Origin of the sequence: Streptomyces botrytidirepellens (assembly GCF_003721215.1) — a bacterium.
In the GTDB taxonomy this organism is placed as follows: domain Bacteria; phylum Actinomycetota; class Actinomycetes; order Streptomycetales; family Streptomycetaceae; genus Streptomyces; species Streptomyces himastatinicus.
In genome coordinates this window covers 18,063-42,266 of the sequence record NZ_RIBZ01000031.1, presented here as the reverse complement: position 1 = coordinate 42,266, position 24,204 = coordinate 18,063, and the positions used below count along the sequence as shown (strand labels likewise).

Annotated in this window: 22 protein-coding genes and 1 pseudogene; 15 read left to right on the top strand and 8 right to left on the bottom strand. The window is 69.7% G+C overall.

Going from position 1 to position 24,204, the window contains the following annotated elements:
- Positions 1-439: pseudogene (locus EEJ42_RS02200) on the bottom strand (hypothetical protein); the annotation flags it as partial.
- Between the two features lie 480 nt (positions 440-919).
- On the opposite strand from EEJ42_RS02200, the gene EEJ42_RS02195 reads away from it, so the two are divergent.
- The 9 genes from EEJ42_RS02195 (at position 920) to EEJ42_RS02155 (ending at position 11,281) form a co-directional block, all read left to right on the top strand.
- Positions 920-1,213, top strand: a complete 294-nt coding sequence (locus tag EEJ42_RS02195; protein WP_123098338.1) for a WhiB family transcriptional regulator — start codon at positions 920-922, stop codon at positions 1,211-1,213.
- 210 nt (positions 1,214-1,423) lie between these two features.
- Positions 1,424-1,765: a hypothetical protein gene (locus tag EEJ42_RS02190; RefSeq protein WP_246095971.1), complete on the top strand. Its 342-nt coding sequence runs from the start codon at positions 1,424-1,426 to the stop codon at positions 1,763-1,765.
- Positions 1,766-2,002: 237 nt separating this feature from the next.
- Positions 2,003-3,082: a bifunctional DNA primase/polymerase gene (locus EEJ42_RS02185; RefSeq protein ID WP_246095970.1), complete on the top strand. Its 1,080-nt coding sequence runs from the start codon at positions 2,003-2,005 to the stop codon at positions 3,080-3,082.
- Positions 3,079-4,704: a hypothetical protein gene (locus tag EEJ42_RS02180; protein WP_123098336.1), complete on the top strand. Its 1,626-nt coding sequence runs from the start codon at positions 3,079-3,081 to the stop codon at positions 4,702-4,704. Before EEJ42_RS02185 ends, EEJ42_RS02180 begins: the two co-directional genes overlap by 4 nt.
- A gap of 211 nt (positions 4,705-4,915) precedes the next feature.
- Positions 4,916-5,152 carry a hypothetical protein gene (locus EEJ42_RS02175; protein WP_123098335.1) on the top strand — a complete coding sequence of 79 codons (237 nt, stop codon included), beginning with the start codon at positions 4,916-4,918 and terminating at the stop codon, positions 5,150-5,152.
- Positions 5,153-6,026: 874 nt separating this feature from the next.
- Positions 6,027-7,883 carry a type 2 periplasmic-binding domain-containing protein gene (locus EEJ42_RS02170; RefSeq protein ID WP_123098334.1) on the top strand — a complete coding sequence of 619 codons (1,857 nt, stop codon included), beginning with the start codon at positions 6,027-6,029 and terminating at the stop codon, positions 7,881-7,883.
- A gap of 89 nt (positions 7,884-7,972) precedes the next feature.
- Positions 7,973-8,533, top strand: coding sequence for a 2'-5' RNA ligase family protein (locus EEJ42_RS02165; RefSeq protein WP_184502895.1), 561 nt, complete (start codon positions 7,973-7,975; stop codon positions 8,531-8,533).
- Positions 8,534-8,757: 224 nt separating this feature from the next.
- The gene (locus EEJ42_RS02160; protein WP_148081822.1) at positions 8,758-10,116 is read left to right on the top strand and encodes a hypothetical protein; all 1,359 of its coding nucleotides are present in this window, start codon (positions 8,758-8,760) and stop codon (positions 10,114-10,116) included.
- Between the two features lie 874 nt (positions 10,117-10,990).
- On the top strand, positions 10,991-11,281 hold the full coding sequence (locus tag EEJ42_RS02155) for an HU family DNA-binding protein (RefSeq protein ID WP_123098341.1): 291 nt from the start codon (positions 10,991-10,993) through the stop codon (positions 11,279-11,281).
- Between the two features lie 145 nt (positions 11,282-11,426).
- Here the strand turns inward: EEJ42_RS02155 and EEJ42_RS02150 are convergent, their stop codons facing one another.
- Positions 11,427-11,897, bottom strand: coding sequence for a peptidoglycan-binding domain-containing protein (locus EEJ42_RS02150; protein ID WP_246095969.1), 471 nt, complete (start codon positions 11,895-11,897; stop codon positions 11,427-11,429).
- A gap of 582 nt (positions 11,898-12,479) precedes the next feature.
- Here EEJ42_RS02150 and EEJ42_RS50145 point away from each other — a divergent pair.
- Positions 12,480-13,016, top strand: coding sequence for a hypothetical protein (locus EEJ42_RS50145; RefSeq protein ID WP_148081821.1), 537 nt, complete (start codon positions 12,480-12,482; stop codon positions 13,014-13,016).
- Positions 13,017-13,356: 340 nt separating this feature from the next.
- On the opposite strand, the gene EEJ42_RS52250 is transcribed toward EEJ42_RS50145, so the two are convergent.
- A complete protein-coding gene (locus EEJ42_RS52250; RefSeq protein ID WP_246095968.1) occupies positions 13,357-13,683 on the bottom strand; it encodes a hypothetical protein in 327 nt (108 codons plus the stop codon).
- Between EEJ42_RS52250 and EEJ42_RS52245 the strand changes: the two genes are divergently transcribed.
- Positions 13,682-14,164, top strand: a complete 483-nt coding sequence (locus tag EEJ42_RS52245) for a hypothetical protein (protein ID WP_246095967.1) — start codon at positions 13,682-13,684, stop codon at positions 14,162-14,164. The genes EEJ42_RS52250 and EEJ42_RS52245 overlap by 2 nt on opposite strands.
- A 356-nt stretch (positions 14,165-14,520) precedes the next feature.
- Here EEJ42_RS52245 and EEJ42_RS02135 read toward each other — a convergent pair whose 3' ends face one another.
- Positions 14,521-14,946, bottom strand: coding sequence for a hypothetical protein (locus tag EEJ42_RS02135; protein WP_123098330.1), 426 nt, complete (start codon positions 14,944-14,946; stop codon positions 14,521-14,523).
- A 161-nt stretch (positions 14,947-15,107) separates the two neighbouring features.
- Entirely contained in the window at positions 15,108-15,953 is an 846-nt protein-coding gene (locus tag EEJ42_RS50140; protein WP_148081820.1) for a hypothetical protein, read from the bottom strand.
- A 1,802-nt stretch (positions 15,954-17,755) separates the two neighbouring features.
- Between EEJ42_RS50140 and EEJ42_RS02125 the strand changes: the two genes are divergently transcribed.
- Positions 17,756-18,364 (top strand): M48 family metalloprotease, encoded by a 609-nt coding sequence (locus EEJ42_RS02125; RefSeq protein WP_148081819.1) that lies wholly within the window; start codon positions 17,756-17,758, stop codon positions 18,362-18,364.
- Between the two features lie 782 nt (positions 18,365-19,146).
- Here EEJ42_RS02125 and EEJ42_RS02120 read toward each other — a convergent pair.
- The gene (locus EEJ42_RS02120; protein WP_123098328.1) at positions 19,147-19,680 is read right to left on the bottom strand and encodes a hypothetical protein; all 534 of its coding nucleotides are present in this window, start codon (positions 19,678-19,680) and stop codon (positions 19,147-19,149) included.
- A gap of 457 nt (positions 19,681-20,137) precedes the next feature.
- Between EEJ42_RS02120 and EEJ42_RS02115 the strand changes: the two genes are divergently transcribed.
- A complete protein-coding gene (locus tag EEJ42_RS02115) occupies positions 20,138-21,313 on the top strand; it encodes a hypothetical protein (protein WP_246095966.1) in 1,176 nt (391 codons plus the stop codon).
- 182 nt (positions 21,314-21,495) lie between these two features.
- On the opposite strand, the gene EEJ42_RS52235 is transcribed toward EEJ42_RS02115, so the two are convergent.
- Entirely contained in the window at positions 21,496-21,939 is a 444-nt protein-coding gene (locus tag EEJ42_RS52235; RefSeq protein ID WP_246095965.1) for a hypothetical protein, read from the bottom strand.
- Positions 21,909-22,274 (bottom strand): hypothetical protein, encoded by a 366-nt coding sequence (locus tag EEJ42_RS52230; RefSeq protein WP_246095964.1) that lies wholly within the window; start codon positions 22,272-22,274, stop codon positions 21,909-21,911. The genes EEJ42_RS52235 and EEJ42_RS52230 overlap by 31 nt, the downstream gene beginning before the upstream one ends.
- A gap of 416 nt (positions 22,275-22,690) precedes the next feature.
- Here EEJ42_RS52230 and EEJ42_RS02105 point away from each other — a divergent pair, with 416 nt between their 5' ends.
- Positions 22,691-23,575, top strand: a complete 885-nt coding sequence (locus EEJ42_RS02105; RefSeq protein ID WP_123098327.1) for a DciA family protein — start codon at positions 22,691-22,693, stop codon at positions 23,573-23,575.
- A gap of 58 nt (positions 23,576-23,633) precedes the next feature.
- A complete protein-coding gene (locus EEJ42_RS02100; protein WP_425472839.1) occupies positions 23,634-23,849 on the top strand; it encodes a hypothetical protein in 216 nt (71 codons plus the stop codon).
- Positions 23,850-24,204 lie beyond the last annotated feature (355 nt).

The window sequence follows — 24,204 nt, the reverse complement described above, 5'->3', positions numbered from 1 at the left end:
CGGCCAGCTCCTCCACGGCCCGGCGCAGGGCCGGGCCGTGGTCCCGGGGAAGCAGCAGGGTGCCACCGGACGGACCAGCCAGGGTGATCCACTTCTGCCCGGGACCGGGCGGCGCCCCCTGGACGGCGTCGGCACCGCCCGCAGCGAGCAGAGACCGCATCACGCGCTCCCGGTGGGCCTCGGCGGCGGCCAGGACGAGCGAGTCCTCGCGCGGGCCGACCCAGCGCAGAGCGAAAGGACCGTCGTCCCCGGGGCAGTGCACGCCGAAATCGCTGACGAGCGCGGCTAGGACACGCATTTCAAGGTCTTGCTGGGCACGGGTGGACGCCGCGGGAAGGACATCTGCGTGGCGCCGTACTTCGTTCAGGGCGGTGGCGTGCGGTTCGCCGGTGTAGAGACGGCGGGCGCGCGTGCGGCGCTGGGTGATGGTCGAGGCCACGGCGTACTCCGTATCGGCAAGGCCGTGCGTCCCGGCACCGCAGCCCTGCAGGAGTCGTCCTGGGCGCTGAAGGTGAGGACTGGCCGTGGCCGCATTTTGCCGCCAGGGAACGCGTCGCGAATAGCCGGGAAACAACGCAGGCGGTCGGGCCGCCGTACAGCCCTGTCCACCCGCACGGTAGCAGCGCACAGCCAGCCGATCGTGCCATGACGACACCGCGTGTCGCGCCTCCTCCCCCATCCCGCGCTGCGCGACCCGGAGATCATCCGCAGCCCCGGCCGCCCCGCCCGGCGGAACGTTCACTGCCGAGCCCGGCCAGCCACCAACCCGTCCTGGCACCGTGGTGACACCCTTCCGGCGCAGGAAACGCCCTGCACCGGGAGGCGCAGCCGCCCGGCCGCCGCGCCCCGCACCGCAGCGGCCGTGACCTGCGCAATAGGCTCGTTGCTGTCGCCAAGCCGCCATGGGGGGAGGGAAGAGATGAGGAGAGCGAGGGACCACTGGAGTGAGCATGCGGCCTGCCTCAGCGCAGACCCGGACGAGTTGTTCGCGGACGGTACCGGTCAGAACCGGGCCAAGGCAGTCTGCACGGAATGCCCGGTACGCACCGAGTGCCTGGCCGACGCCCTCGACAACCGCATCCAGTGGGGCGTTTGGGGCGGCATGACCGACAAAGAGCGCCGAAAATTGCTGCGCCGCAGACCCAACGTCGCCTCCTGGCGGCAGATCCTGGAAGACGCCCGTCGCGAACACGAACGGCCGCCCACCAACTGACCGTTCGTCCCGTGACGCAGACGGCTGACCCGCACGAGGGATCGGCCCGCGCACCCGTCAACCAGACGGCGGGAGCGGGTGAATACCCAGGTCACACGCGTGGGAGCCCGGTACGCAAAAAGTAGCTCTGTGTGATGTATGGTCGGCCCGAACTGCATAAAAAAGGCGCTTGGGCGCCTCAATTGGGTCCGCTGCTACACGGGAGGGGTAATGACCGACCGAGACGAGCCCGTCGAAGTGAGGCTTCGCAGGGTCATCAAGGAAGTCCTGACCTTGACCTGCGAGACGCACACCGACCTGGGGCGCGCCCTCGGGATGCCCGGCAGGCTGGTCACGCGCCGCCAGAAAGGCACCACCCAGTGGAGTGTGCCCGAACTCGGCCTGCTTGCCGGCCATTGGAACATTCCGCCCTGGTGCCTGCTGTCCGACCTGCCCAACGTCCTGACGGAGCTTCCCGAAAAGCGGGTCGCTGCGCTGCGGCGCGCCAAGGGACATCAGCCGGTTCCCTTCAAGCCGCCGGCCCCGAAGCCGTCGGCCCCGGTCGCGGCGTGACATGGAAGCGGCCCGGGACCGTAGTCCCGGGCCACAAGAAGGCCTCGCGCTCTCTCCTCGCTAAAGGTGCCGCGAATCCTTCCCGATCAAGCCGTGATGCGCTCCGCCCGCATCACCCCGGCCCGGGTCACCCCGGGCACGCCCTCCACTGTACTGGGGAGGCGCCGCCGATGGGATGTCGGCGTACGGGGCGAGAGGGCGGAGCCGCACGCAACACGGCGGAAAAAGGACTCTGTGATGGCCAGAACCCCATCCCCCCACCTCGGGAGCCCGGGCCGTGCCTCGCCCCGCCACTTCGCCCGCTGGTGCGCCGAGCAGGGCTGGTTCGTCCACCCGCTCGCCCCCGGCCTGAAGATCCCGCCGGCGAACTGCGCGCGCTGCCGCGAGACGATCGCCGGGCAGCCCAACCCGGACTACATCCCGCACAAGGTCGAGGAATGCCGGTGCATCGCGGCAGGCCGCCACTGCCACGGCGTGCGGGCCGCCACCACGGACCTGGCCCTGATCGACCAGTGGTGGAGTGAGAACCCGGCATACGGCATCGGCATCGCCGCCGGACCGTCCAACTTGCTGATCGTCGACCTCGACCTGCACCAGTCGACACCGCCGGATCCGGAGAAGATCCTGCCGGGCCTCGACCTGCCCGACGACCTCGACCCTCAGTCGATCCGCTCCGGACTCGACGCACTCGACCTGCTGTGCTCCCTGCGCCGCGCGCCGCTGCTCACCGAGTCCCCCGAGACGTTCAGCGTTCGCACCCCCAGCGGGGGCCTGCACCTGTGGTACGCCGTCGCCGACGGCAGCCAATGGTGCATGGACAGCCGCGGACGCCTGGGCTGGCAGATCGACATCCGCGCCGACCGGTCCTACGCGGTCGCCCCCGGCACCCGCACCCGCGACGGCCTCTACATGCCCGAGGGGGCCTGCCGGACGCCCGCGCCGCTGCCGCGCTGGCTCGCCAACGACCTCGCGCGGACCGGACTCAAGCGCCGCACCCCGCTGCGTCAGCCGCTCGCCCGCCCGAACCTGCCGGACTTCGCGGCCGGACGCGGCTACGTCGCCACCGCCGTACGAGAGGAACTGGAGGCCGTCGCCGCGTGCCGCAGCGGCCGCAACGACCAGCTGAACAAAAGCGCGTTCAGCCTCGGACAGCTGGTCGGGGCCGGACTGGTGAACCGTGACGACGTACACCAGGCCCTGACCGAGGCGGCCCAGGCCGCCGGGATCGACCCGCACGAGACCAAGGCCCAGTCCACGATCCGCCGGGCGCTCGAGGCCGGCTCCCGGGTGCCACGCCGGATTGGGGCCCCGACATGACCGAGACGACCACCCAGCGCACCGTGCCCGCCCCCACCGCCGATCGCGAGGAACAGCACGAGTCCGCCGCCTACCCCCGCGCCGCCCAGGCCGCGGACGCGATGACCGCGCACCTACCGCAAAGAGAGGAACGCGAATCCGACAGCGGCCGCCCCCGGCAGGCCGACATCCTGCGGACGATCGGCGAGACCGGATACCGCTTCGTGCGCAGCGACCAGACCATCTACGCGGTACAGATCGGCGGCGGCCCCATCGCCCGCCCCATCCGCTCCAAAGGCGGCGGCGGAGGCACCGGGTCCCTGCGCCAATGCCTGATCCGCGAATACGTCCTCAGCACCGGACGCACCCCCGCCCAGGGCAGCATCGCCGACGCGATCGCCGCACTGGAAGCGATGGCCATGGACAGCGAGAGCCAGGACGTACACCTGCGGGTCGCCGGAGACCAGGTCGACCAGTGGACGACCTGGCTCGACCTGGGACGAAGCGACGGACTCTCCGTGTGCATCGAACGCGGCAGCTGGGCGGTGCTCATTCCCCAGCACGGCGAGGGCCCGCTATGGCGGCGCAGCCGTCTGGTACACGAGCTCCCCGTCCCCGAACGGTCCTCCACCGGCTGGCAGCACGGGATTGAACTACTACGCCGGATCCTGCCGGTGAGTGCCGAGTCCTACCCGATGGTCGTCGCCTGGTGCATGGCCGCGCTGCGCCCGGACATGCCGCGCCCGCTCGCCGGGATCCTCGGCGAGCAGGGCACCGGCAAATCGACCCTGTGCCGGATGATGGTGCGCCTCGTCGACGGCAGCAAAGCCCACCTGCGGTCCGTGCCAAAAAGCGAGGACGACCTCGCGGTGACCACAGCGGCCGGGTGGTGCCTGGCACTGGACAACCTCTCGGGCATGCCAGGCTGGCTCAGCGACTTCCTCTCCCGCGCGGTCACCGGAGACGCCCTGACCAAGCGGGAGCTGTACTCCGACGACGAGGTGGCGATCCTGGTCTACCGGCGTCCGGTACTGCTGACCAGCATCGAAATGGGCGTCCTGCAAGGCGACCTGGCCGAGCGGATGCTGCCCATCCAGCTCGAACCCATCACCGGCAAGAACCGGCGCACCGAGCGCCGCCTGTGGGAGGCGTACCACAGCTCCCACCCCGAGATCCTCGGAGGGCTGCTCGAACTGGCCGCCCTGGTGTGGGCCAAGCTCCCGGAAGCCTCCGACAAACTCGCCGAACGCCCACGCATGGCGGACTGGGCCGAGATGCTCTGGGCGCTGGACGAGGTCACCGGCTGGCACACCCTTGACACCTACACCGGAGCGCAAGAAGACCTCGTCGACGACGTCATCGAGGGCGACCCGGTGGCAACCTCCGTCCTGCGCTGGGCCACCAGCCGCCTCACCCCCTGGACCTGGGAAGGCCAGGCGTCCCAACTCCTCAACGAACTTGAGGTGCCGCCCAACACCGACAAAGAGAAGGACTGGCCGCGCACCCCGGCCGTCCTGTCCGCCCGCCTGCAGCGCGCCGCCCCCGCGCTACGCCGCCGTGGGGTCGACGTCCGCAAACTGCCGCGCACCAAGTCCGGCCGTCCCCTGCAGATCTCCACCCAGACAGACACACCGACCGGCTGAAACCGTTGCCGGGGGCCCCGCGCAGCACGGTGCGGGGCCCCGGCAACGGGGTTCCAGCGGAACGCCTGAAAGGCCGACAGATCCAGCAGGTTGGAGATACTCACCGAAGGCAAAGGACCGCAGGAAGCGGCCTTGACCGTTTGGCCCCCGAAGACGGCACGGCCCGTCACGGCTGGCGAGCGGCGGCGCGCCCGGTATGTCCTGCTGCGGATTGGCATGCTGCCGAGGTGACGAGGCGATAGCAGCTGCACGAGACGGTGAGGAGGGCACCGCTGAGGTCGCCGAGCTGGTCGAAGACTTCGGCCAGTGTTTCTCGCCCTCCCGGGCCGCAGCCGCCTTCGCCGCCGACCCCGAGCGGGTGCTGATGGTCTACACCCTCGACATCCCGGCCGGCCGGGACAGCGCCACCGTCCTCGCCCTGGACCACGCACCCGGCTTCGGGCTTTGACGCCGCGTACGGACAACTGCTCGCGGTGTGGAAGACCGGCGGCGTTCAGCCTCGCAGTACATCATGCGAAACCCGGGCCCCGCGGCGCGCGCCCCCGCGCCGCCCGGTGACGCACTTCCGGATCGGTGACGCACCGGGTGACGCACTCGGTGACGCACTCCCGATCCCACAAACCCACTCTGACCTGGGGATTTCTCCTTTCTCACATGAGGGGTGACGCAGGTGACGCACTTTTCCCCTATCTCTCTACGAAGAAAAAACAGGAAGAAATAGGGGGTAGAGGGTTACCCGGAAAGTGCGTCATCCGCGTCACCCGCCCCCATGCAAGGACAGAAACAGCAGGTCAGATGGAATATGGCGAGTTCAGAGTGCGTCACCGAGTGCGTCACCCGCCCGTCACCCCCGTCACCGAGTGCGTCACCCTGGGATCGGCCGGCCCGCAGTAGCCCGGTCGGGCAGGGGAGTGGCGGGGCTGTCGAGCCAGAGGCGGCAGGCGCCGCCGCGGTCGGCGCTCATGCCGAACCGGATACGGCCCGGCCGCCCGTGCCGGTCCCATCAGCCCCAGACCGCGCACACCTCGTCCCAGAGCCGCCGCGGACCGCACTGCGCGCAGTCCGGATCCTCCCGCGCCATCACAACTCTTCTTCCCGTCGGGCCAGTCCTACCCCCGGGCAGCGTCCCTGAAGCGAGAGCTCGACGACCCGCTCGGTCACACCCTGCCGGTGGCTGGACCGCCCTGCGGAGCGGTCAGGCAACTCTCGTCCCGACGCTTGGGAATTATGAGCGCGCATCGCCCGGGGCTCCTCTACGGCCCGACAGCCTGGATCCCAGCCACGGAGCAGCACACCGCCCAGGGGCCAGGGAGAGACCGCACATGCCCGACACCGACCGCCTGTACGCCCTGTCCAGCACCTACACCAACCCCTGGTGGCCAGGCGAGTCAGGCCCCTCACTGCTGATCCACGACCCCGTCCTGGCAACCCGCTGGTACCTCACCCACGAACGCGAGCAGAACCGCAGCGTGGCCGCGCAGGTCAGCACCGATGGCGGGAAGACCTGGCAACCGCTGCCTGCCCACGCACTCATGGCCGATGCCGAAAACGTCCTCGCGACGGCCGCCCAAGCCCCAGCCGAGGCAACGCGGCGCCTCACCGCCCTCGTGCAGGACGCGATGGCCGCCGAGGCCGCTGAATGGCTCGATCACCGCATCCGCTTTGTCCCGCTCACCAACCACACGGGTATGGACCGTCCCCAAACTCCAGCCATCGCCTCCTGGCAGCGCGGCGGCCAGATCTGGGCTCTCGCTCTGGGCACCGTCCCCTCCGATACCGTGCTCACCCAACTGGCCGCTCAGTACACCGCGCCCCAGCCCGAAGGCCCCGACAAGCTGCGTGCCGCCGCCCAGGAAATCCTCGACGCCCTGGCGCTGGTCCAAGCCCCCGAAGAAGCCGAAATCCCCTCACTCCTCGAAGCCTTCCGCCGCCTGGCCCGGCTCACCTCCGGCCCCGAAACTGGCCAGCTCCAGGGCCGGGCCGAGACGGCCGCGCACCGCATCCTCGATCACCTGGCCACCCGCCTGCCCGAAACCGCCGCCGCAGCCGCTGCGCGCCCCGACCCGCAGCACCCCGTACACCAGGCCGTTCGCACATACCTGCAGCACCTCGCTCACATCGGCCGCCTTCCCGGTGCAGATCAGGACCTTATGGCCGACGCCCGCGAAGCCCTCACCGAGGCACTCGCCGAAGGCGACACCACCCCCACCGCGGCCCTCGCTCCGCAACCGCGCCCGGCGCTGCCCGGCTACCCCAAGATACTTACCGACCTTGAGGCCGCCGCAGCGTGGCGGCTCATCTCTCCCACAGGCCACCAGGAAGCCGCGGAAAGCATGGAACAACTGGTGCAGATGAGCGTCACCCTCACCGAAGTCACCTCCAAACACGGTCAGCCGCCCCCCTACTTCCAGCACTGGCACACCGCCTGCCAAAAGCACCTGAACGAACTGAACAGCCGCCACGCCCTGCTGATGCACGCGACTGTCCTGGCCGAGGCCGAAGTAGCCGCCGACGCAGCCAAGCAAATGGCCGCGAGAATCGCCACCGAACCGCCCTTGTTGCCGGACCCGGGTGGCCGGCCCCGCACGGCAGAGGCGATCCAAGAGGCATACATGGAGGAGGTGAATGCCGTCGACCAGGCCCTGAACGAGCAGCGGCAGCTGACCCGCGACGCGATGCACCACCTCTTCCCACACGCCGTCGGCACCAGCGGACTGCACTTGCTGCGGGAGAAACTGATCCACAACTCCGGTCTCGACAGTGGCACCTACGAGCGGGCCCTCCAGGCGGTCGGTGATGCACAACGGGAACTAGGAGCCCGTCAGAGCCGCCTGAACAGTGGGTATCGGGAGTCTGGAAGCGTTCCGATGACCACTGAGCACGTCGAGCACGCTCGCACCGAGTTCCACAACGTCAAGCGCCGGCACGATGACCTCCTCGTCAGCCTCCTGGTGGGCACGCGCGCAATGAAAGCGCTCGAGCGCGTGGTGGACCTGCCCCCCTCCAAGCCCGACGGCATAGCCGCGCGCACCGCGCGTATCGCTGCCCAGATCTGCCAGCGCTCCCGCGCGCCCGCAGCTATCGCCCCCCGCGCAGACGCCCTCGCCACCGAACAGCAGTACCGGCATGCACAGCACTCTGCGACACCGCACATCGGGCCCTCCATCGGCTCGGCCTGACTGGCCAGGTCCTTCTGGTTATGGAGCCGTTCACTTTCCGGCGAGGGCAGGCCGTGTGGGAGAGGGAGCACTCTCCGTCCCTTCTGCACGTGTACATCACCGTGGAGCTCGCGCAGCATCCCGAGGTCGCCGAACTCGTTCGCGGTGCTTGGGATGTGCTCCGCGGCTTTCCCCTCAGCCACGTACAGGACCCCTGGCTCCACATCACTCTCGACCAGATCACCGACGAACCCACCTCGCGGATCACTCAGTACGAACGCGACACGCTGACCGCCGAGCTCACCGAGGCGCTGGGCGACGCCGAGCCCTTCGACATCACGGTCGGTTCACTGCTGTCCTCGCGGTACGGAGTGATCGCCGACCTTCACCCGGACGAGGAGCTCACCTCCCTCCACCGCCGCGTCCGCGGCGCTATCCGGGCCGTCCGCGGCGAGAGAGCCGTTCAGTATCCCTGGGGCGTCCAGCACCTCACGATCTCCTACGCTCAAGCAGAAGCGGACTCCGACGAAGCTCAGCGCCTCCTTCGCAGCGTCCGTCCAGGGCATGCCTGCCTGCACATCGACAAAGTGCGCCTCGTCGACGTCACCGCCGACAGCGGGGCCAAGACCATCACCTGGCAGACGCTCGCGGAGATTCCGCTCGGACGCTGACACAGACCGACCAGGCCGGGCAGCCGACTCCACCCCCAGACGTTTCTGCGCTCACGGCCGTTGCCGCCGCGGCACCCGCTACGCGGCCCGCCATGGGCGAGCCCCCTCCGGACTGTCGTTCGCGCGTGATCCCCTGAGGATGAGGACATGCTGCAAATCGGCGCGCGATGCCCCGGCCCTGGCCGGTCGGGCAGAGAGACGCCCGATCGTTCGGGGAGGAAACCATGGGGTTGTTGGACGACAGCGGTGAAGCGCCGTGGCTGTCGCAGGCGGCCACGGGGCAGACGGCGGTCTTCGACCAGGCAGAGTGCGTCGACGGCTACGTCGTGCTGCGGTGGACGACCAGCCAGGGCGGAGTGGGCCTGGCGCACTCGCTGCACGATGGCAACGGCAGTGTCCGGGCGGTGACCAGCGCCCTGCACCGCAAACACGGTCACCGCGTCGCCGACCGGTACGCGTGTGTGGTGCTGGCACAGTCGGCACCCCAGACAGCCCACCCTTCCGTGCCCCAGCTGGTTGCACGGGACATCGTCGGCGAGCAGGGAGACGGAGACCAAGCGAACCAGTACGACACGACCTGGCAGCGGCTGGCGGCCGTGCTGGGGCACCGGCCCCCGTACTGGTTCGCCGCACTGCGGGACCGCGATGCGATCACCGCATGGCGGCCCGGCGCCCCGCCCGCGGTGGTCCCGGCCTGCCACGTGACCAACCCCGTCGCGGCGCTGGCCGAACTCGCCGCGGAGGAGCCGGACGGCTCCCCAGCCGCCCGGCTGTGCCGGCACCTGGCCCGGCAGATCCGCAGCCGTGACCACGCCGCGGTCACCCGCCACATCAGCGAGCTGCACCAGAACGCGGCGGCTGGCGGCGACGGCGCCCACCTGGTCCTGGGCGCGGTGCCGACCGAACTGCGCCGCGAGGAGGACCGGGAATTGCCAGAGATGGTGCGCCGGGCGGGATGGCTGGCCATCACAGAACGCCGCGATCACCTCGCCTACCGCGCCGCCGACGTCGCCCAGCGGTGGGGGGCGGGCAGGGACTGGCACACCGGCGCCTCGGCGACGGCCCGGCCCACGGTCTGCCCAACCGCCCACGAGTGGGCACAGCGCCTGGTGGCAGACGACCGGATCCAGGCCCCGACCGTCCTGGAGAAGGAACTGCTGGAATCCTTCAGCGACCGGAGAACCGAGGTACTGCTGCAGGATCCGGTCACCGGCGTCCCGGCGCTTTACCGCCTCGGCCGCCCCGGGACTGTGTACACCTACGCCCTGCAGCGCCTGCCCACCCACGCCCCGCTCGCAGCCCTCATACTCAGCGACACCGCCTGCTGGATACGCACCGAGGACGGCATGCTGTGGTTCGCTCCCGAACAGGAAGGACGGGCAGTGGGATGGGGCTGCTCCGGCACCGGCTGCCACACCCTGGCCCAGCTGGTGGACCGGCTCCTGGACGACATCTGCGCACCGGCCATGGAACAGCAGGCCCTCCAGCCGCCCCGAGGGCTGTTGGACCTGCTGCGTGACACTCCGCGAGCCGGATCGACCACCTACACCCGAGCCCGGCTGATCGCCGCGCGCACCGGCTGACCCACCCGACCAAGGCCCGAAGCCCTTCGACGGCAGCCCATCGACTCGGGCCCGGCTCGCGATCCATGCCGCGGCCGCTCTCGACGGCAGCGTGTACCTGGCACTCGTCCTCGCAGTGGGTGCGCTGGCCCTGATTGCGGAAGTCTTTCTGCTGGCGATCGCGCGCGTCCATGACGAGCAGCCCTCCCCCCGGAGGGCTGGTACCGGACGATGACGCAGGCCGCCCGAGCACGGGCCCAGGGGACAACTTCACGCGGATGATGCGGTGTCCCGGGCCCCTACTCCAGCCCTGCTCCGTGGTCTCGCCGTCACCACGACCGGCTCGACAGGCCAGGCAAAGTACATCGCCCTCGGGCGGGACCGGGGGCCGGGGGAGCGGGGCTGATGGCTGAACAGGCTTCGCGTGCGGCACCGTGGGCGGGTGCGGGTCGTGGACGGCACCAGCGGTCCTGCGCCCCGGGCAGCTGGGCCGTGACGAAGCAAGACATGGAGGAAAGCCTGAGGGCGGTGGTGGGTGCCGCCGTTCGGCCGTGCCCTGGCGCGCCGCCGCAGTCCTGCGCTGACTGTGGCTGAGGCTGGAGTGCGCCCGGACGCCCACACGCCGCTGACAGCCGAACGGGCGCAAGAGATTCTCAACTCGGTGCGGGGTCAGAAAGGACGGTTCCAAGGTCGTCGAGGTCCCGGCGATACAGAATCAGGGTGGGGGAGGGCGTCGGGCGGTTCCGCCGGTGCCATTTCGTCCGGCCGGTTGTCACCCGGCTCGCGGCATCACGCCGGCGACACGGCCCTGTCAGAGAGCAGTGGGAGGATTGCGCGACGTGCCCCTGGCCACTTCACACGGCCGGGGTGATCCGCAGATATGGAGAGTAAGATCATGAACCGCAGCGAGCTGGTCGCCGCTCTGTCCGAGCGCGCCGAGGTGACCCGCAAGGACGCCGACGCCGTTCTGTCGGCCCTGGCCGAGGTGACCGGTGAGGTCGTCGCCAAGGGCGATGAGAAGATCACCATTCCCGGCTTCCTGAGCTTCGAGCGCACCCACCGTGCCGCTCGCACCGCGCGTAACCCGCAGACCGGTGAGCCGATCGAGATCCCGGCCGGCTACAGCGTGAAGGTCTCCGCGGGCTCCAAGCTGAANCGATCGAGATCCCGGCCGGCTACAGCGTGAAGGTCTCCGCGGGCTCCAAGCTGAAGGACACCGCCAAGGGCAAGTGAGCCCCTCCTGCCTCCGCCCCGGCCGTGCCCGGAAGAACCGGACCGAGCGCCCGACCGCGGCCCCGGGGGCGTTGACGTGGGGTGCGAGCCGCACAGGCTCAGCCACCCTCGCAGCATGTCGCACGACGTGCCGCCCGGATCGATTCCGGGCGGCACGTCACAACAGGGCAAGCGTTGCTTGATACGGCATTAGACGGTGCTCCGGAGCCGGTACCAGGTAGTCGAGCCGACGATGCCGTCGGCAGTGATCCTTTCCGCAGTCTGGAAGCGCTCACGGCGGACTCCGTGGCGGCTCCGAAGTAGCCGTCCACGCCGGTGGAGCCTACCGAGTAGCCCCGGTAGATCAGCAGCGCCTGGAGCTCCATCACCTTCGCACCGGAGTCGCCGCGGTCCGTGTACGCGTCGCTGAGGTCGTAGCCGCAGTAGAGCCCGTCGACGGCGTCCCGGCAGCTCACCGTCACCGCGGTCGGTGCTTGAGCGGTGGCGGGCGCGGCCAGAGCAGCACTGGCGGAGCCGACCGGGAACAGGGCCGCGGCCAGTACGGCGGATGCGAACAGGGAAAGTCTCATGCACTGACGCAATCTGAGAGCCCTTCGAACGGACCGGGGCAGCCCGCCCGCTGGATTGGTTGAGCGCGAACCTTTCCCTGTATCAGCCGTCAGGGCAGAGCGCACTACGGTGTGCGGGGGAGCGTGCGAAGCCCGCTCGGAGCACCCGGCGCGAGGGCTGAACGTAAAGGCCGCGCCGCCGCCGAACCGCTGCCCCGCCGTGATCAATCTCAGCGCCAACTACGGCTCCATTGCGGCCGTATAGACCGCGAGGATGTCAGACCGGCCTCCGGTTGAGGTCCCCTCCGGGACAGTGCCGCAGAAGGGACTGGCGGTCGAACTCGCCAGCAGGGCCGAACGGCGAGTGATGCGGTGATACCGCGGCGGCGGCCGAACCGTCCGTCGGCTCCCGGCGAATCTCACATCGCTCTCCTACCACGCAGGGCCCCGTACGAGGCCGTCCCGCGAGGCGGAAAGCAGCGGCAACTCCCCGTGCCACGCCCTGGCTCCGGCGCCGTGCTGCTCGGCTCCGGTGCCTCTCGGGAGGTCACGATCTTCTCAGCGGCACATCTGCGGCTGCCAGATGTCAGATGAGGAACTCCGGTGAGCGACACCGATCCAGGCACACATGCTTCCTTCGGCATGGCCAGCTCACCTCTGCGCCGTCCCGGCGACACTCACCCACACGCTCGCGACTTCAGGACTGAACGCATGCCTGCTGACCAGCAGTTTCAGAACACTCCGTACCCGCCGAATCCCCACCAATCACACCCCGCCGGGCCCTTGCCCATGCCGGGATCGGTACGCGTCGTGCGCGTGCTGGCATACGTCGCTGCGGGGCTCGTCGGGCTCAGTACGGTGGTCGCCGGGGCAGCGTCGGGCCCCGAGGCGGTGGGTGCCGCGCTGGGCTCTTCGCTACCGGTCATCGGCCTCTTCGTCTGCGCGCTGCGGTTCGCCAGTGCCGGGCCCTGGACGAGGACCATCGCGATCGTCTGCGCATCGAGCATGATCCTTTTCGGCCTGGGTGCCCTGGGACGTGGTATCCCGTCAGGGATCGTCGAGCTCGTGCTGGGGATCGTTCTCGTGGTGCTCCTCTCCCAGGCTCAGGTCGGCAAATGGTTCCGCCGCCCGCAGAACTGACCACTGCCTCCCCGCGCGGCCCCCGCCACTGCAGGAGGACCGGGATGCAGCCGACGCGCATGCGCATGGCCGCGAAGCCGCACCCGCCCTCGCGCTGAGCACCCTGATGGCGTCCGGCACCGGCACCACTCGGCAGCAACCACCCGGCGGCACAGCGGCGACCTGCACGACATCGGCGCCGCCGACGGGCACAACATCGCCGAGAACCGCTCCCACCGGCTGCGGGCCTGCCTCATCAAGACCAGGCAGCGCCTCTGGTGTCGCAAGACCTCCGCCATCTTCTGCAACGACCACTGACCGAGACGAGAGGGAAGAATTACGTGGACAGAAGCGCGTTGGATCACCACGGATCGCGCAGATCGTCGACTCGATCGTGGACGCCGGGGGAGGACGCATCACCTACGACACCGGCTGCGGCGGCCGGGAGATGCTCATCGCGGCCGGCGCGCGCCTGGCGGCCGAGACTGGCGCGCAACTGACGATCGTGGAGGCCCGCGTCTTCCATTCCGAAGCGCGCGACTTCGTCCGCGAGTTGCGGCCGTGGGTCCGCAGCGCGGTCATCTCCGCCGAGGAGGCGGCGCTGCAGCCCGCTGGCAGCGTCACCGGCGTCCTGGCCGTACGCCGACGTCCTGCGCGACGCGGATGCCCGCCAGCCGCTGCTCGCCATGGCGCACAGCGCCGAGCACCTCGTGGTGGCCCGCCACGACTACAGCGACACCACCCTAGACGCCCTCGCCACCCCCGGCCTCGTCCTGCGCTACCAAGACCTCATGCCGACCGTCACCCCCGACCCCGAACCGGGACCAGGGGTGATGGAGCGCCGCGAGGCCGCCACCCGGGGTCCGTACCTCCTGGACCCTGCCCGCCGCAGGCCCTCATCACCCCTCAGCGAAGAGCGCAAGGAGCGGTTCATCCAGCAGCTCAACCAGGCGTCCGAGCAGGACGATCTGGAGTTCGAGGAGCTTATGGACCTGGCGCTGAGTGGGGATCCGGACGGGGTCCGCAGGCGCATCCAACAGATGCAGGACCAGCAGCGACAGCGGGCCGCCGACAATCCCGGCCCCGACTCCGACCGCCCGGCCGGCCACGGCCAGGAGCAAGCCGCCGTGCACCAACAGCACCGTCCCCAAGGCCCCGGCCGCATGTAAGAAGCTCCCCGGGGCACCCCCCCGCGGCGCACGCCGTCCGCGCCCGGGCATAGGGGGCAGCCCAGAAACGGCGCACGGCGAACAGGGAACAGGGCAGATGCGGCCCGGTGGATGCCGTGGCGCTGTCGGCGGCGCCGTCCCGGCACCCCGCCCACACCGTGCACGAGGCCCGCCTGCCGCTGGGCAACTGGCCGCCGCCACGCCCCGCACGGTCCGCCGGACGCTCACACGCCCGGCCGACGAGTTCCTCGAGCGCGCGTGCCACGACCTACGGGGCGCCCTCGACCCGCTCGACGCCGCCGCGCACCACCCCTTAAGCCTCCGTCTCCGGCGGTACCACTGTCACGGAGAGGCCCTCAGGCCAGGACGGGGAAGCGCTGCTCCCACACGCTCACCACCGGTTTCGGCAGCTCGTCGCTGAGGGCTGGCCAGAGAGTGACCAGCAGTTGCGGGTGAAGAAGCTGCCGCTGCTGGTCGACCGTTCCCTTCAACAGCACCCGCTGATACAGCAGCAGAAGCTGCTGCGCATCGCGCACTGTGACTTCAGCAGGCAAGGGCGCGCCGAGGAACTCCTGCGGCACGCTGATCACCCCGTCGCCCTGTCCTTGGAGCTCTTCCCAATCGGTGACTGCCTGAAAAGGCCGGGCCCGCAGCCAGTCGGCGACACCAGGGGAGCGCAGAGCTGCTGCAATGTCGGCAGGAAGGTCGTCGGGGAGCGCTTCGATGAGCCGGTCGCTTCCCTCGTGAAGACGGTCAAGATCGTAGGCCTCGGGCGGGGACATGAACCAGGCTCCTTAAGGTCAAGGCCGGCAGCGACGGGAGTTGGTGGGACAGGAGTCAGCACAGGGTAGAGGGAACGTCGCGTCGCCGTACTGTCCGGGTCTCCACCAGCGGCTGCCTGTGCTGGTTCCCGATCCAGCTGGTGCCGGGACGAAGTCCTTCGTCAGCGAGGAGAACGACCTTGCGGGTGTGTCGCCGGAGCCAAAGGAGGTTGGGGGTGCGGTCGGCGCGCCAGCTCTGCCTCGACGCGAGTGGATTCGGGCTCAAGCTGCTGCCTCTGCGAGAGCTTGCCGACGAACTCAGCAAGGCGGCCCCAATGAGGCGGCAAGGCCACTTCACCTTCGAAACGACTGTCAAACTCTGCCACCACCAGGGCGAGCCGGAGGGCGGATAGCTGCGCATGGGTGGCGTCGAGCAGAGCCCGCGGGGGCTGTTGCCCGGGTTCCAAAGGAGGTTCTGGGGCATTTGCGAGAACCCTGGCCGTCATCTCAATCACGCGGGACGAGACATCTTCCGCCGACCATCCCTCAGGGGCAAGGCTTTCCAGGCTCCGATGAGATTGCCGAACTATCATTGCCAGCCTGTTGTAAAGAGCCAGGTGCGGCTTGTAGGGCTCTACCCGGGCACGTCGGGCTTCGGCGGCCAGCAGGTCCGCGGTAATTTCGTCGAACCGGGCCGGTGTGAAGCTTTTCTCCAGCGCGGCCACGTCGACGTAGTCTTTCGCTTCTTCCCTGCCGCAAAGTGCCTGAAGCGTCCGGTTGAGGCAGTCGACCTTTCCGGCCACCGGAACGCCCTCGACCACCTTGGACTGCTGTGACTGAGGCAGCTGTGTCACGGTCAGCCGAATGTCGCTACCGTCCGGATCCCTGGCCGTGAGTTCTATATGCATGGATGAGTGCGCATGCAGGCGCAGCACTTCGAAGTCGGCCCCCTGTACCTGACGAAAGATCTCCGGAAGCATGATTGAGGGCGTAAACGAATATGGCGTGGACAGATTGACGTCGGCCATGGTACGAGACACGACGTTGTGTGCATGCAGGGCCAATGAGCCAGTTAGCTGAGCGGAATCCACGAGTCTTTCACAAGCCTGAAGCGCGTACCTGGCCAGCTTGAACCCGTGCTCGGGGTTTACTTGGATAGGGCGCAAATTCATGAATACCCCAACTGGAGACACTGGCGATGACGGAAGAAGCGCAGCGAGGCAGACACCTTGGGACAGCGGGAGGAGTGTGTTACTGGTCGCGGCGTAGGTCGTCTCTTTGGAACGTGCCGGGTCTACGGACTGCTACCCCATAGTGATGGCATCCTGCCCGTCATGCCTCTACCTCATGGGAAAAATCCCGCGTGGCGAAAAAGAATGGTTCAACGTGTTCCACCCTGAGGAATCAGGGTCTCAATCGCTGCCTCTCCCACCCCGCCTGAGCCTGACGGACGGGACATGCCGCCAAGTCGCCACCGCCGCGTTCGGCTTCACCTATCGGTTCGCTTCCGACTGCGGAACGGTCCGTCCAACGGCCTGGGGCACGGCGGACTGGCGCCCCGCGCCCGGCTGCCAGGCGCGGTCCGCATACCGCCCATGCATCCGGGCCCACCTGCCATCGCTTCCTACGCTCGGTGCTTTCCCATGGTCGCCCCGATCAGCACGCAGCCCCCGCCCGAGCCCGATGAAGAGCGCGACGCATACCAAGGAGAGCTCCTTACCTTGTTCTCCACCGGATTCCCCGGCACCCACAGGGGCGTGCAGCCCCTGGAGGCCACCGTCAGGCGCGTCGTGGGCATCACGGCTGGTATCGGGGCAACACCCAGCCGTACGGTCTGCTGCATGGCGGCGCCTCCGCAGCCCTGGCCGGGACTCTCGGCTCCGGTGGACTCGCAGCTCCACGCCCACCACATGCCCTCCGGGGCGCATCAACTTGCCGACGCCGTGCACGAAGCCCGCCGCGTCGCCAGGCAGTTGGCCGCCGCCCCGCCCCGCCCCGCCCCGCGCGGCCCGCCGGACGCTCACACACCTGGCCGACGAGCTCGCGCAGGGGGGGGCGAGTTCCTCGAAGAGCGCGTGCCACGACCTACGGGGCTCCGATCCGAGGTCCGCAGACCACCCACCTCACCCTCGGCGGCTTGCGCCTGATGGTGGACCTCCTGCGGGCACATGGCCAAAGGGCCTGGACGACGAAGACGCCCCTCGCCCCCGCAGCCTGCGGCACATTCTGTCCCGGCCATCCCGGACACAACACCCCCCTTCCCACCTCACGGGACGTTTCCGCACCCGCTTGCGCGCGCCGGACCGCAGGTCGGAACGCCACGTCCGAGCGGCACTTTTCAGCGGGCCGGCCGCGAAGACTGCCAGCTCGAGCAGGACGCTTCGCCCCACCGCGTGCCACGCACGCCTTCGGCGGGAGCAGGCCGAACGGCACCAGCAAGCAGGGAACCGATGATGCACACTGTGCTGATCTTGATGAACACGCTCACGACTGTGACGGCGCCGCCCGCCCGCGCAGGGCAGTGAGACCGATGCTGCGGTGGATATGCCAGCGCTACTGGAGCCACTTCGTCGTCGGCTGGATAGTGATGACCGCAGTCATCACGCGACGGGGAAGCGGCACGCACCTGGGGCTCGACGCCCTTCCCCTGGCCGTGATCGCCAGTTGGGCCTGGGCACTGCACTCTGCCAGCGCCCTTCGTGCCCTGATTACCGAAGGGGTCCGGGCCCAGCACCACACCTGGAACCTCCTCCTGAGATCCAGGCCCCCGCACGACCCGAACCTCCGCTACAGCGCCTTCGTGCAGCGGATGCGAAGTACCGAGAGGCACTTGCACGCCGTAGCCCGCAAAAACCGGCTTCATCGGCTGACCATCGCATTCGTCGACGGCTGGGACCGGGGCGGCAACGCCAACGCGGCTGCGTCCCTGCGCGAGGGGCACCGTGCCCATATGTGGCTGGGCAGCAATTGGTTCGGGCCGGACGACACCGTGCATCTGCCCGTCATCCTCGAGCACGAACTCGGTCACATCCTGCGCCGCGACAACCAGCGCTCGACCGTCCTCCAGGCAACCGGGGTGCTCCTGACGGTCCTGGCGGCCGCGTGGCTGCCGCTGCTCCTAGCCGTCCTGGCAGCGGTGGCGCTCCGGCTGCTGTACATCGGGTGGTCCTGGTGGGGTGAACTCGCCTGTGATGCCCGTGCGGTGCGCATCTGCGGCCGCGACGCGATCATCGCCCTGTGGCGCCACCACACCGCACTGCTGAGCGACCACTCGCGGCGGGTACGTTTGTGGAACGGCCTGCGTTCGGCGTCCACCCATCCCCCCTGCGGCATGCGGATGTGGTGGGCCCGTCGCACCGACGCCCCCTCTTCTTCCGGACTCCACCCCCTCATGACCCTCTCCGGCGCCGACGGACAGGCCCCCACGCGCGCAACGTGAGGCGCAGCCGACCGGGTGGTGCGGCACGGGCACCCGGACGTCGAGCCACAAAGGGGCCCGGACAGGAACACCCGGAGCGCGCCCGCGTCGGCCGCGGCGTGGCGTCATGCCGCGCGGGCTGTCAGCAGGCGATCCACGCGCCCTCGGGGGCCCGGCCCAGGTGGAGGGCCGGAGTGTGGCTTGCCGCCTTGCCGCGTGGGCTCAGGCCATAGGCCCCGTGGTGGACAGGGCAAAGCTGGGCCAGTTCGTTGGCGGTGAGAACCGTCAGGTCCTCCGGAAGGAGCTGACCTGCTGCAGCCCGCGTACCGCCGCAGCACCATACGCTCGCCGTCGCGCGAGCCGATCTCCTGGCGTTGCACACTTCCCGCACGCCGAGACCGCAGCGCACGATCGGTCGGAAGTCCCCTGGAGGAGTCAGGAGGCGGACTATGTCACCTCTGTTTGACACAGATGTCGCTTCGACACGACATGCCGCGCGATTTATGTCTCCTCTGAGGGGAGACACCTGCTGGTTGCCCCTCCCGGACGCCTGCCCCTGTCGCCCCCGTTCCTCACCCCCTCGCCACGCTGGCCGATGCACCGCCAGGCCCTTGTACGGCAGGCCGCCCCGCAGTACCGGCACGACCGCCTGCTGCCCTCGGACAGTTCGGGCAACTCCGCGCGCTCGCCAAGCCATGAATTCCTGCGCGCGGGGGCTCGCCAACGACCACGGAGCCACGGGGAGGCCGTCCCCTCGCCCCTCCTGAAACAGCGGCATCGTGGCGCCGGGGCCCGGCACGCGATCAGGCGAGGGTGTCGTGCCAGCGTCGGGCACCATCGTCCAGGTCGTCCAGCACGGCGCGCAGCTCGGCGGACAGCGGCTCGGGACGGTCCAGGGCACGGCGCAGCCTGGCGACGAGCTCGTCGGCAGCCTCGCGCGGATAGAGATCGATCATGGCGAACATACGGACGCGCAGAGCGGCGCGCAGATTCTCCAGGTCCTGCTCTTCCCTCGCCCGCGCCGCGTCGAGGGCTTCGGGACAGGTGCCGTGCCGCAACAGGCCGGGCAGTGGCGCGCTGACAGCAGTGCACGCGCGCCGAACAAGGCGATGTCCATGCAGCACGACGGCGACGGCCACCAAAGCGGCCCACGGAGTGAACAACCACCCCCGGAAGGCGGCGCTCCCGTCCAACACCCAGTCGGCAGCCGCGGCCACTGCCACGAGTACAGCCGCGGCCAGGACGGGCACTGCCGCAATCCGCCGGATCCTGTGGCGCCACGGCTGCGCGGCCAGCCCGCCGCCGACGGCCACGGGTATGCGTGCCGTGTGATCCATGGTGCTCGCCCCTCCCCTGCAGTTCGTCGATGGTAGGCCACGGTGTGATCCGCCCGGCATCCCGGCCGACGCAGTGAGCGGAGGCGTCGCCGCTGGCCAGAGGGCGTTGTCAGTGCCGCCCCTCATCCTGTCAAGACCGACCGTGGAGAGGGAGTGGCCGGGATGCCGGACAAGGAGTTCGCCGTCGCGATCCCCGCAGCAGACGAGGGAGCTGTCAGGCCCTGGAGAAAGCTGCTGCGCGGCCTGGACGAAGCCCAGCTCGGGGCCATGTGCTGCCTGGGGGACTGGCTCGAGGCCGGCGCCTCCTACGAGCTCCCCGTCGGCGCCGTGCTCGTGCTGTGCGACCCGCTGCCCGGCGGCGACAAGAAGAGAGTGCGGATCTGGCGAGTGAAGACGGACGGAGATCAAGGAGGAGCGGGACTCCACGCTCGGCTCACGCAACGCCTTCGGCGCCTCGATGCGCCGCACGATGCGCCGCCTGGTGGACAAGCACCCGCCCCCGCCCGGATCCGTACGGCAGCTCACCGCCGCCCCGCCCCGCGTCAACGAGCGCGCGGACACCTGCGCCCTGTGCCGCCAGCCGGTCGCCGCCCGCGAAGGCATCCTCCTCCGCAACGCCCGCGGCTCCACCGAGGCCCGCCACCCGGTGGGCCAGTGCCCGCCCCGGCCACCGCGTACCAACGACTTCGCGCAGGCCTGCGGCCGGTGCGGCGGCTGGCTGGAGGAGAGCGAAGGGATCCTGTACCAGGCCGTCCCGGCGTCGCCCGGCCCGTATGGGAAGGCCCTGATCAAGGCCCGCCATCCGCAGGAGTGCCCGCCGCCCGAGGAGCGCGTCGCGCCGCCGCCCCGCGCCAATGGCCGCGAGCAGGACTGCATGCTGTGCGGGCACCTGGTGGCGGCGGGCGCCGGTCTCCTGGTCCGCCAGGATGCGGGATGGGAGGTACGCCACCATGACGGCAAGTGCCCGCCGCCCGAAGAACTGTGGGAAATCCAGCGCGGCGTCCCAGGCCGCTACCGCACCCGGCCGGAGCGCTGGGCGCCCGCGGGCACCGTGCTGCGCAGCACCCTCTACGACTACCGCCACCCCTTTCCCGACGCCCCCGGCTTTCACCGTGTGCGCGAGGGCGAGGTCTCCGCGATCATCACCACGGTCCGCGAGCGCCGACCGGAGTACTGCCGCGACGAAGACGGAAACCAGCCACCGGAATTGCTCGGCATGGACGGCTGGTACTTCCGCATCCTGGTGCGCCCGGCCACCGCCGAGGAGGCTGCCGACATCCTGGCCGAAGAGGACAAGCAGCAGCGCCGCGCTGCGCTGGCCACGCGGCGGCGCAGGCTCTTCGAATGGGGCGATGACGGCGAGGTCCCCGAGACGGTCGACCTGTCCGGCGCGGTACAAGTGGACTTCGGCGCCCTGCGCTCGCTGCACCAGCACTGGCCGGACGATGGGCTGCATGTGGACCAACAGGCTGGTGTCGCCTGGTTTATGCGTTACAACGGCGCAGATGGCGATGACTGGTCCCTGAACAACCATGGGTCGTTCATCGCCCGGCGGATGCCGCTGACGGAGGAACGCACCCAGCTGGTGGCCGACCTGCGGGCCGAGTACACCCCGGGCGACGCCCCTGCGTGAGGAAGAACAAGGAAAGGAAGGCGGCGGCGGGCTCGGCGCGGGCGACTTGCACGGCATGCAGAGGGCGAACGGCCGTGACAAGAGGGCTGTGCCTGCGCTGCTACCAGCGGGCCCGGGCCAGCTGCCTGTTCGCTCGACGACAAGGAACTCGAACGGTACAGGCACCCCGACGGACACGGCCGCTACGGCACCACCTGGTACCGAGCACCCTCCTGCTGATCCAAGCCGCGCGACACCGGGAACGCGGGCCCGTCACCGGCGGGATACAGGGCCTCCGGAGCGCCGTCGAGGGCGTGCCACAGCACAGCCCGCGGCTCCCTGCCGCCGACCTCGAACAGCCGGGCCCGGCCGTCGGATTCGTCGCGGACCTCCAAGTGCACCTGACCGCCGATCCCGACGGCAGAGACCAGGCGGGCACGGCGCAGCAGGGCCGAGGCCTCGAACCCGTACAGCGATCGCGACAACTCCACCGCCCGCTCGACGGCCCCACCCCGCGCATCGTCCGGCGCCTGGGCCGCCGCGGTGGCGGTCTGCCACTGGCGGGGGAAGGCCCGGTCCAGGACCACCACCGCACCAGTCGCCTCCTCGATGAGCTTCACACCCTTGGGTGCCGCCTCGATGCGCATCTGCGGCCTCGTCCTCCCCGCACGTTCGGCGCCGGCCAGGGCGCGCGCGCCCACAGGGCGAGGTTCCCGCGGCCGATGCGCAGCATCAGGTGGTCCGCCAGCGGCGTCACGCTGCGAATCCCGAACAACGACCCGGCGTCATGGCGGACGAAGACCGGCGCGAGCAGGCCGACGAGAAAGGACTCCCACCGTTGCTGCTCGGGCGCCGGAGCAGGGATGACCGATACGGGACCCGGGGCCGAACTCAGCACCAGCTGGGCGTGGTTGTAGGACTCGCCGGTGGCCTGCTGGCGCAGCAGGACCGCTTCCCCGAGCTGGGCGCGGGACGAGGACATGACGTCTCCCTGTGGCACTGCCCGGTCAATGCGAGAGAGACAGCACACGCGATGCTGTGGTCAGCCAGTGATGATGGCGCTGCAGGCCCACGTCTTCTTCTGCCTTCCCGGCACCGATTCCGGGCACGGCGCCCCAGCACGGCTGCGTGGACAGCCGTCGGCACCGTACCGCAACAGATGCCGACGACGGTGGAGACCCACCGCTGGCAAGCCCCCCACCTGACCTTCCGCTAAGCCCCCGCCGCCTGTCGCTGCCCAACGCGCCACCCGGCGCGGCCAGCTCCGCCGCGCCTGACGAGCACTGATCCAACGGGTCGCTCAGCCTGCGACAGGCTTGCCACGGCGCAGCACGGCGCAGCTGGATACCGGTTCGGCCAGCATGAACCGCGACACGAGAGCCGCCGGCTCTCTGGGCCATGGGCCCGGACGGGCATGCGGGATCATGGATAACCGATGAGGGGAGGACATCAACCATGGCCCTGACACAACCGGAGTGGTTCGGCGATCTCGACGCATGGTGGACGTCGGCGGTGGGCGACGACGTCGCCCGGCACGTGGAGCCGGTCGGTATAGACGACCGCGGACGCCTTCACGTGCGCTGCTCAAGTCCCGCATGGCGGACGCAGACCCGGCTGCTCGCTGCGGGGATGACCGCACGAATCAACGAACTGCTAGACGCCGACGCGAAGTTGTCGGGCATCATCGTGCAGACCATCATCGGGCTGGTTCCCCAGATCATCCGGGACCGGTGGCTCGACATCGTGGGAGAGGACCTCGCCGACCAGGTGGAGCCGGTCAGTCTCGGCGCCCAGGACCAGGAGTTGTACACGGTGGCCGCATCCTCCTGGGCACGCGACCAGGCCGTTCAGCGCGCACCGCAGATCCTGGCCCGGATCCGCGAGCTGATCGGCGCGCAATGCACCATCACCCGCTGGTTCCCCAGCACGCTGAAGCCGGTCGTGGTCCTCATCGCGGCCTCGCCCTCCCTCACCGGCAGGCAAGCCGTCGAGGACGTACTGCTGCAGACCTGGCACGACGCGATTGAGGCATTCGGGATCGAGCACACCCTGGTTCTGGAACACGGCTGTGAAACACAGGCCGACCGCTTCATCCAGGAATGGGCCGCCAGCCTCCAGCTACCCGACGGCACAGGCCCGATGTCCTTTTCCATACCGGTCGACACGGCACCCAGACACCCCGACCTGTGCCTGGCTCTGACCCGCCGCACCGACGAAACACTGCCGCTGGAGGAACACGCGGCCGCCGCCGGCATCCCCCTCCAGCGCTGCGTCCTCGTGTGAGAGCGCCCCGCGGACGGACGGCTGAGGTACCCCGTCCACGCCGATTAGGGTGCCCAGTATGAAGGCAGACCCCGCCGTGTTCCCGGAAACCCCGATCTACAGTCGCCTCATTGCCGAACGCGGCGACATACCCGCCCGGGCCCGCGACGAAGCCGACCGCCTGCACCGCTTGCAGGAGCAGGTCTTCTCCAGCACGAGCAATCCCGGCCATCCGCAGAATGTCGGCACCGCGCCGCATCCCCCGAGAACCTCGCCGTCCCCGCCAGATGGGTAGCCGCCCGGCAGCGGACTGGAGCCGGGCGATGCTTACGCGGATCGCCGTGGCGGCCCGACCGTCCAGGTCCTGCCCGACGACCATCTGCACGACCGGCGGTCGCACGGGGGGCGGGAAAATTATGGACGATGTACGGAATTTGCTTACACCAGAGCATCACTCATCGTGACGGCCGGTGTCGCTCGGCACCCGCGACTCTACCTCGGCGACCTCGAAACGGAAGATCGCCGACTGCAAGATCAAGCGACACAGACGGTGAACCCGCACCGGGGCCCGCGGCCCGCCTGCCCGTCTGGCGGGCGGTACGGCAAGTATCTGGTCATCCCGCGCCCGCCCCGCGGGATGTCCGGGCGAC

What these genes read in the sequence shown, in the direction of transcription:
- EEJ42_RS02195 (WP_123098338.1), top strand. Translation starts at nt 920, where the DNA reads ATGAGGAGAGCGAGGGACCACTGGAGTGAGCATGCGGCCTGCCTCAGC.
- EEJ42_RS02190 (WP_246095971.1), top strand. Translation starts at nt 1,424, where the DNA reads ATGACCGACCGAGACGAGCCCGTCGAAGTGAGGCTTCGCAGGGTCATC.
- EEJ42_RS02185 (WP_246095970.1), top strand. Translation starts at nt 2,003, where the DNA reads ATGGCCAGAACCCCATCCCCCCACCTCGGGAGCCCGGGCCGTGCCTCG.
- EEJ42_RS02180 (WP_123098336.1), top strand. Translation starts at nt 3,079, where the DNA reads ATGACCGAGACGACCACCCAGCGCACCGTGCCCGCCCCCACCGCCGAT.
- EEJ42_RS02170 (WP_123098334.1), top strand. Translation starts at nt 6,027, where the DNA reads ATGCCCGACACCGACCGCCTGTACGCCCTGTCCAGCACCTACACCAAC.
- EEJ42_RS02160 (WP_148081822.1), top strand. Translation starts at nt 8,758, where the DNA reads ATGGGGTTGTTGGACGACAGCGGTGAAGCGCCGTGGCTGTCGCAGGCG.
- EEJ42_RS02150 (WP_246095969.1), bottom strand. Translation starts at nt 11,897, where the DNA reads ATGAGACTTTCCCTGTTCGCATCCGCCGTACTGGCCGCGGCCCTGTTC.
- EEJ42_RS52245 (WP_246095967.1), top strand. Translation starts at nt 13,682, where the DNA reads ATGGCGCACAGCGCCGAGCACCTCGTGGTGGCCCGCCACGACTACAGC.
- EEJ42_RS52250 (WP_246095968.1), bottom strand. Translation starts at nt 13,683, where the DNA reads ATGGCGAGCAGCGGCTGGCGGGCATCCGCGTCGCGCAGGACGTCGGCG.
- EEJ42_RS02135 (WP_123098330.1), bottom strand. Translation starts at nt 14,946, where the DNA reads ATGTCCCCGCCCGAGGCCTACGATCTTGACCGTCTTCACGAGGGAAGC.
- EEJ42_RS50140 (WP_148081820.1), bottom strand. Translation starts at nt 15,953, where the DNA reads ATGGCCGACGTCAATCTGTCCACGCCATATTCGTTTACGCCCTCAATC.
- EEJ42_RS02120 (WP_123098328.1), bottom strand. Translation starts at nt 19,680, where the DNA reads ATGGATCACACGGCACGCATACCCGTGGCCGTCGGCGGCGGGCTGGCC.
- EEJ42_RS02115 (WP_246095966.1), top strand. Translation starts at nt 20,138, where the DNA reads ATGCGCCGCACGATGCGCCGCCTGGTGGACAAGCACCCGCCCCCGCCC.
- EEJ42_RS52235 (WP_246095965.1), bottom strand. Translation starts at nt 21,939, where the DNA reads ATGCGCATCGAGGCGGCACCCAAGGGTGTGAAGCTCATCGAGGAGGCG.
- EEJ42_RS52230 (WP_246095964.1), bottom strand. Translation starts at nt 22,274, where the DNA reads ATGTCCTCGTCCCGCGCCCAGCTCGGGGAAGCGGTCCTGCTGCGCCAG.
- EEJ42_RS02105 (WP_123098327.1), top strand. Translation starts at nt 22,691, where the DNA reads ATGGGCCCGGACGGGCATGCGGGATCATGGATAACCGATGAGGGGAGG.
- EEJ42_RS02100 (WP_425472839.1), top strand. Translation starts at nt 23,634, where the DNA reads ATGAAGGCAGACCCCGCCGTGTTCCCGGAAACCCCGATCTACAGTCGC.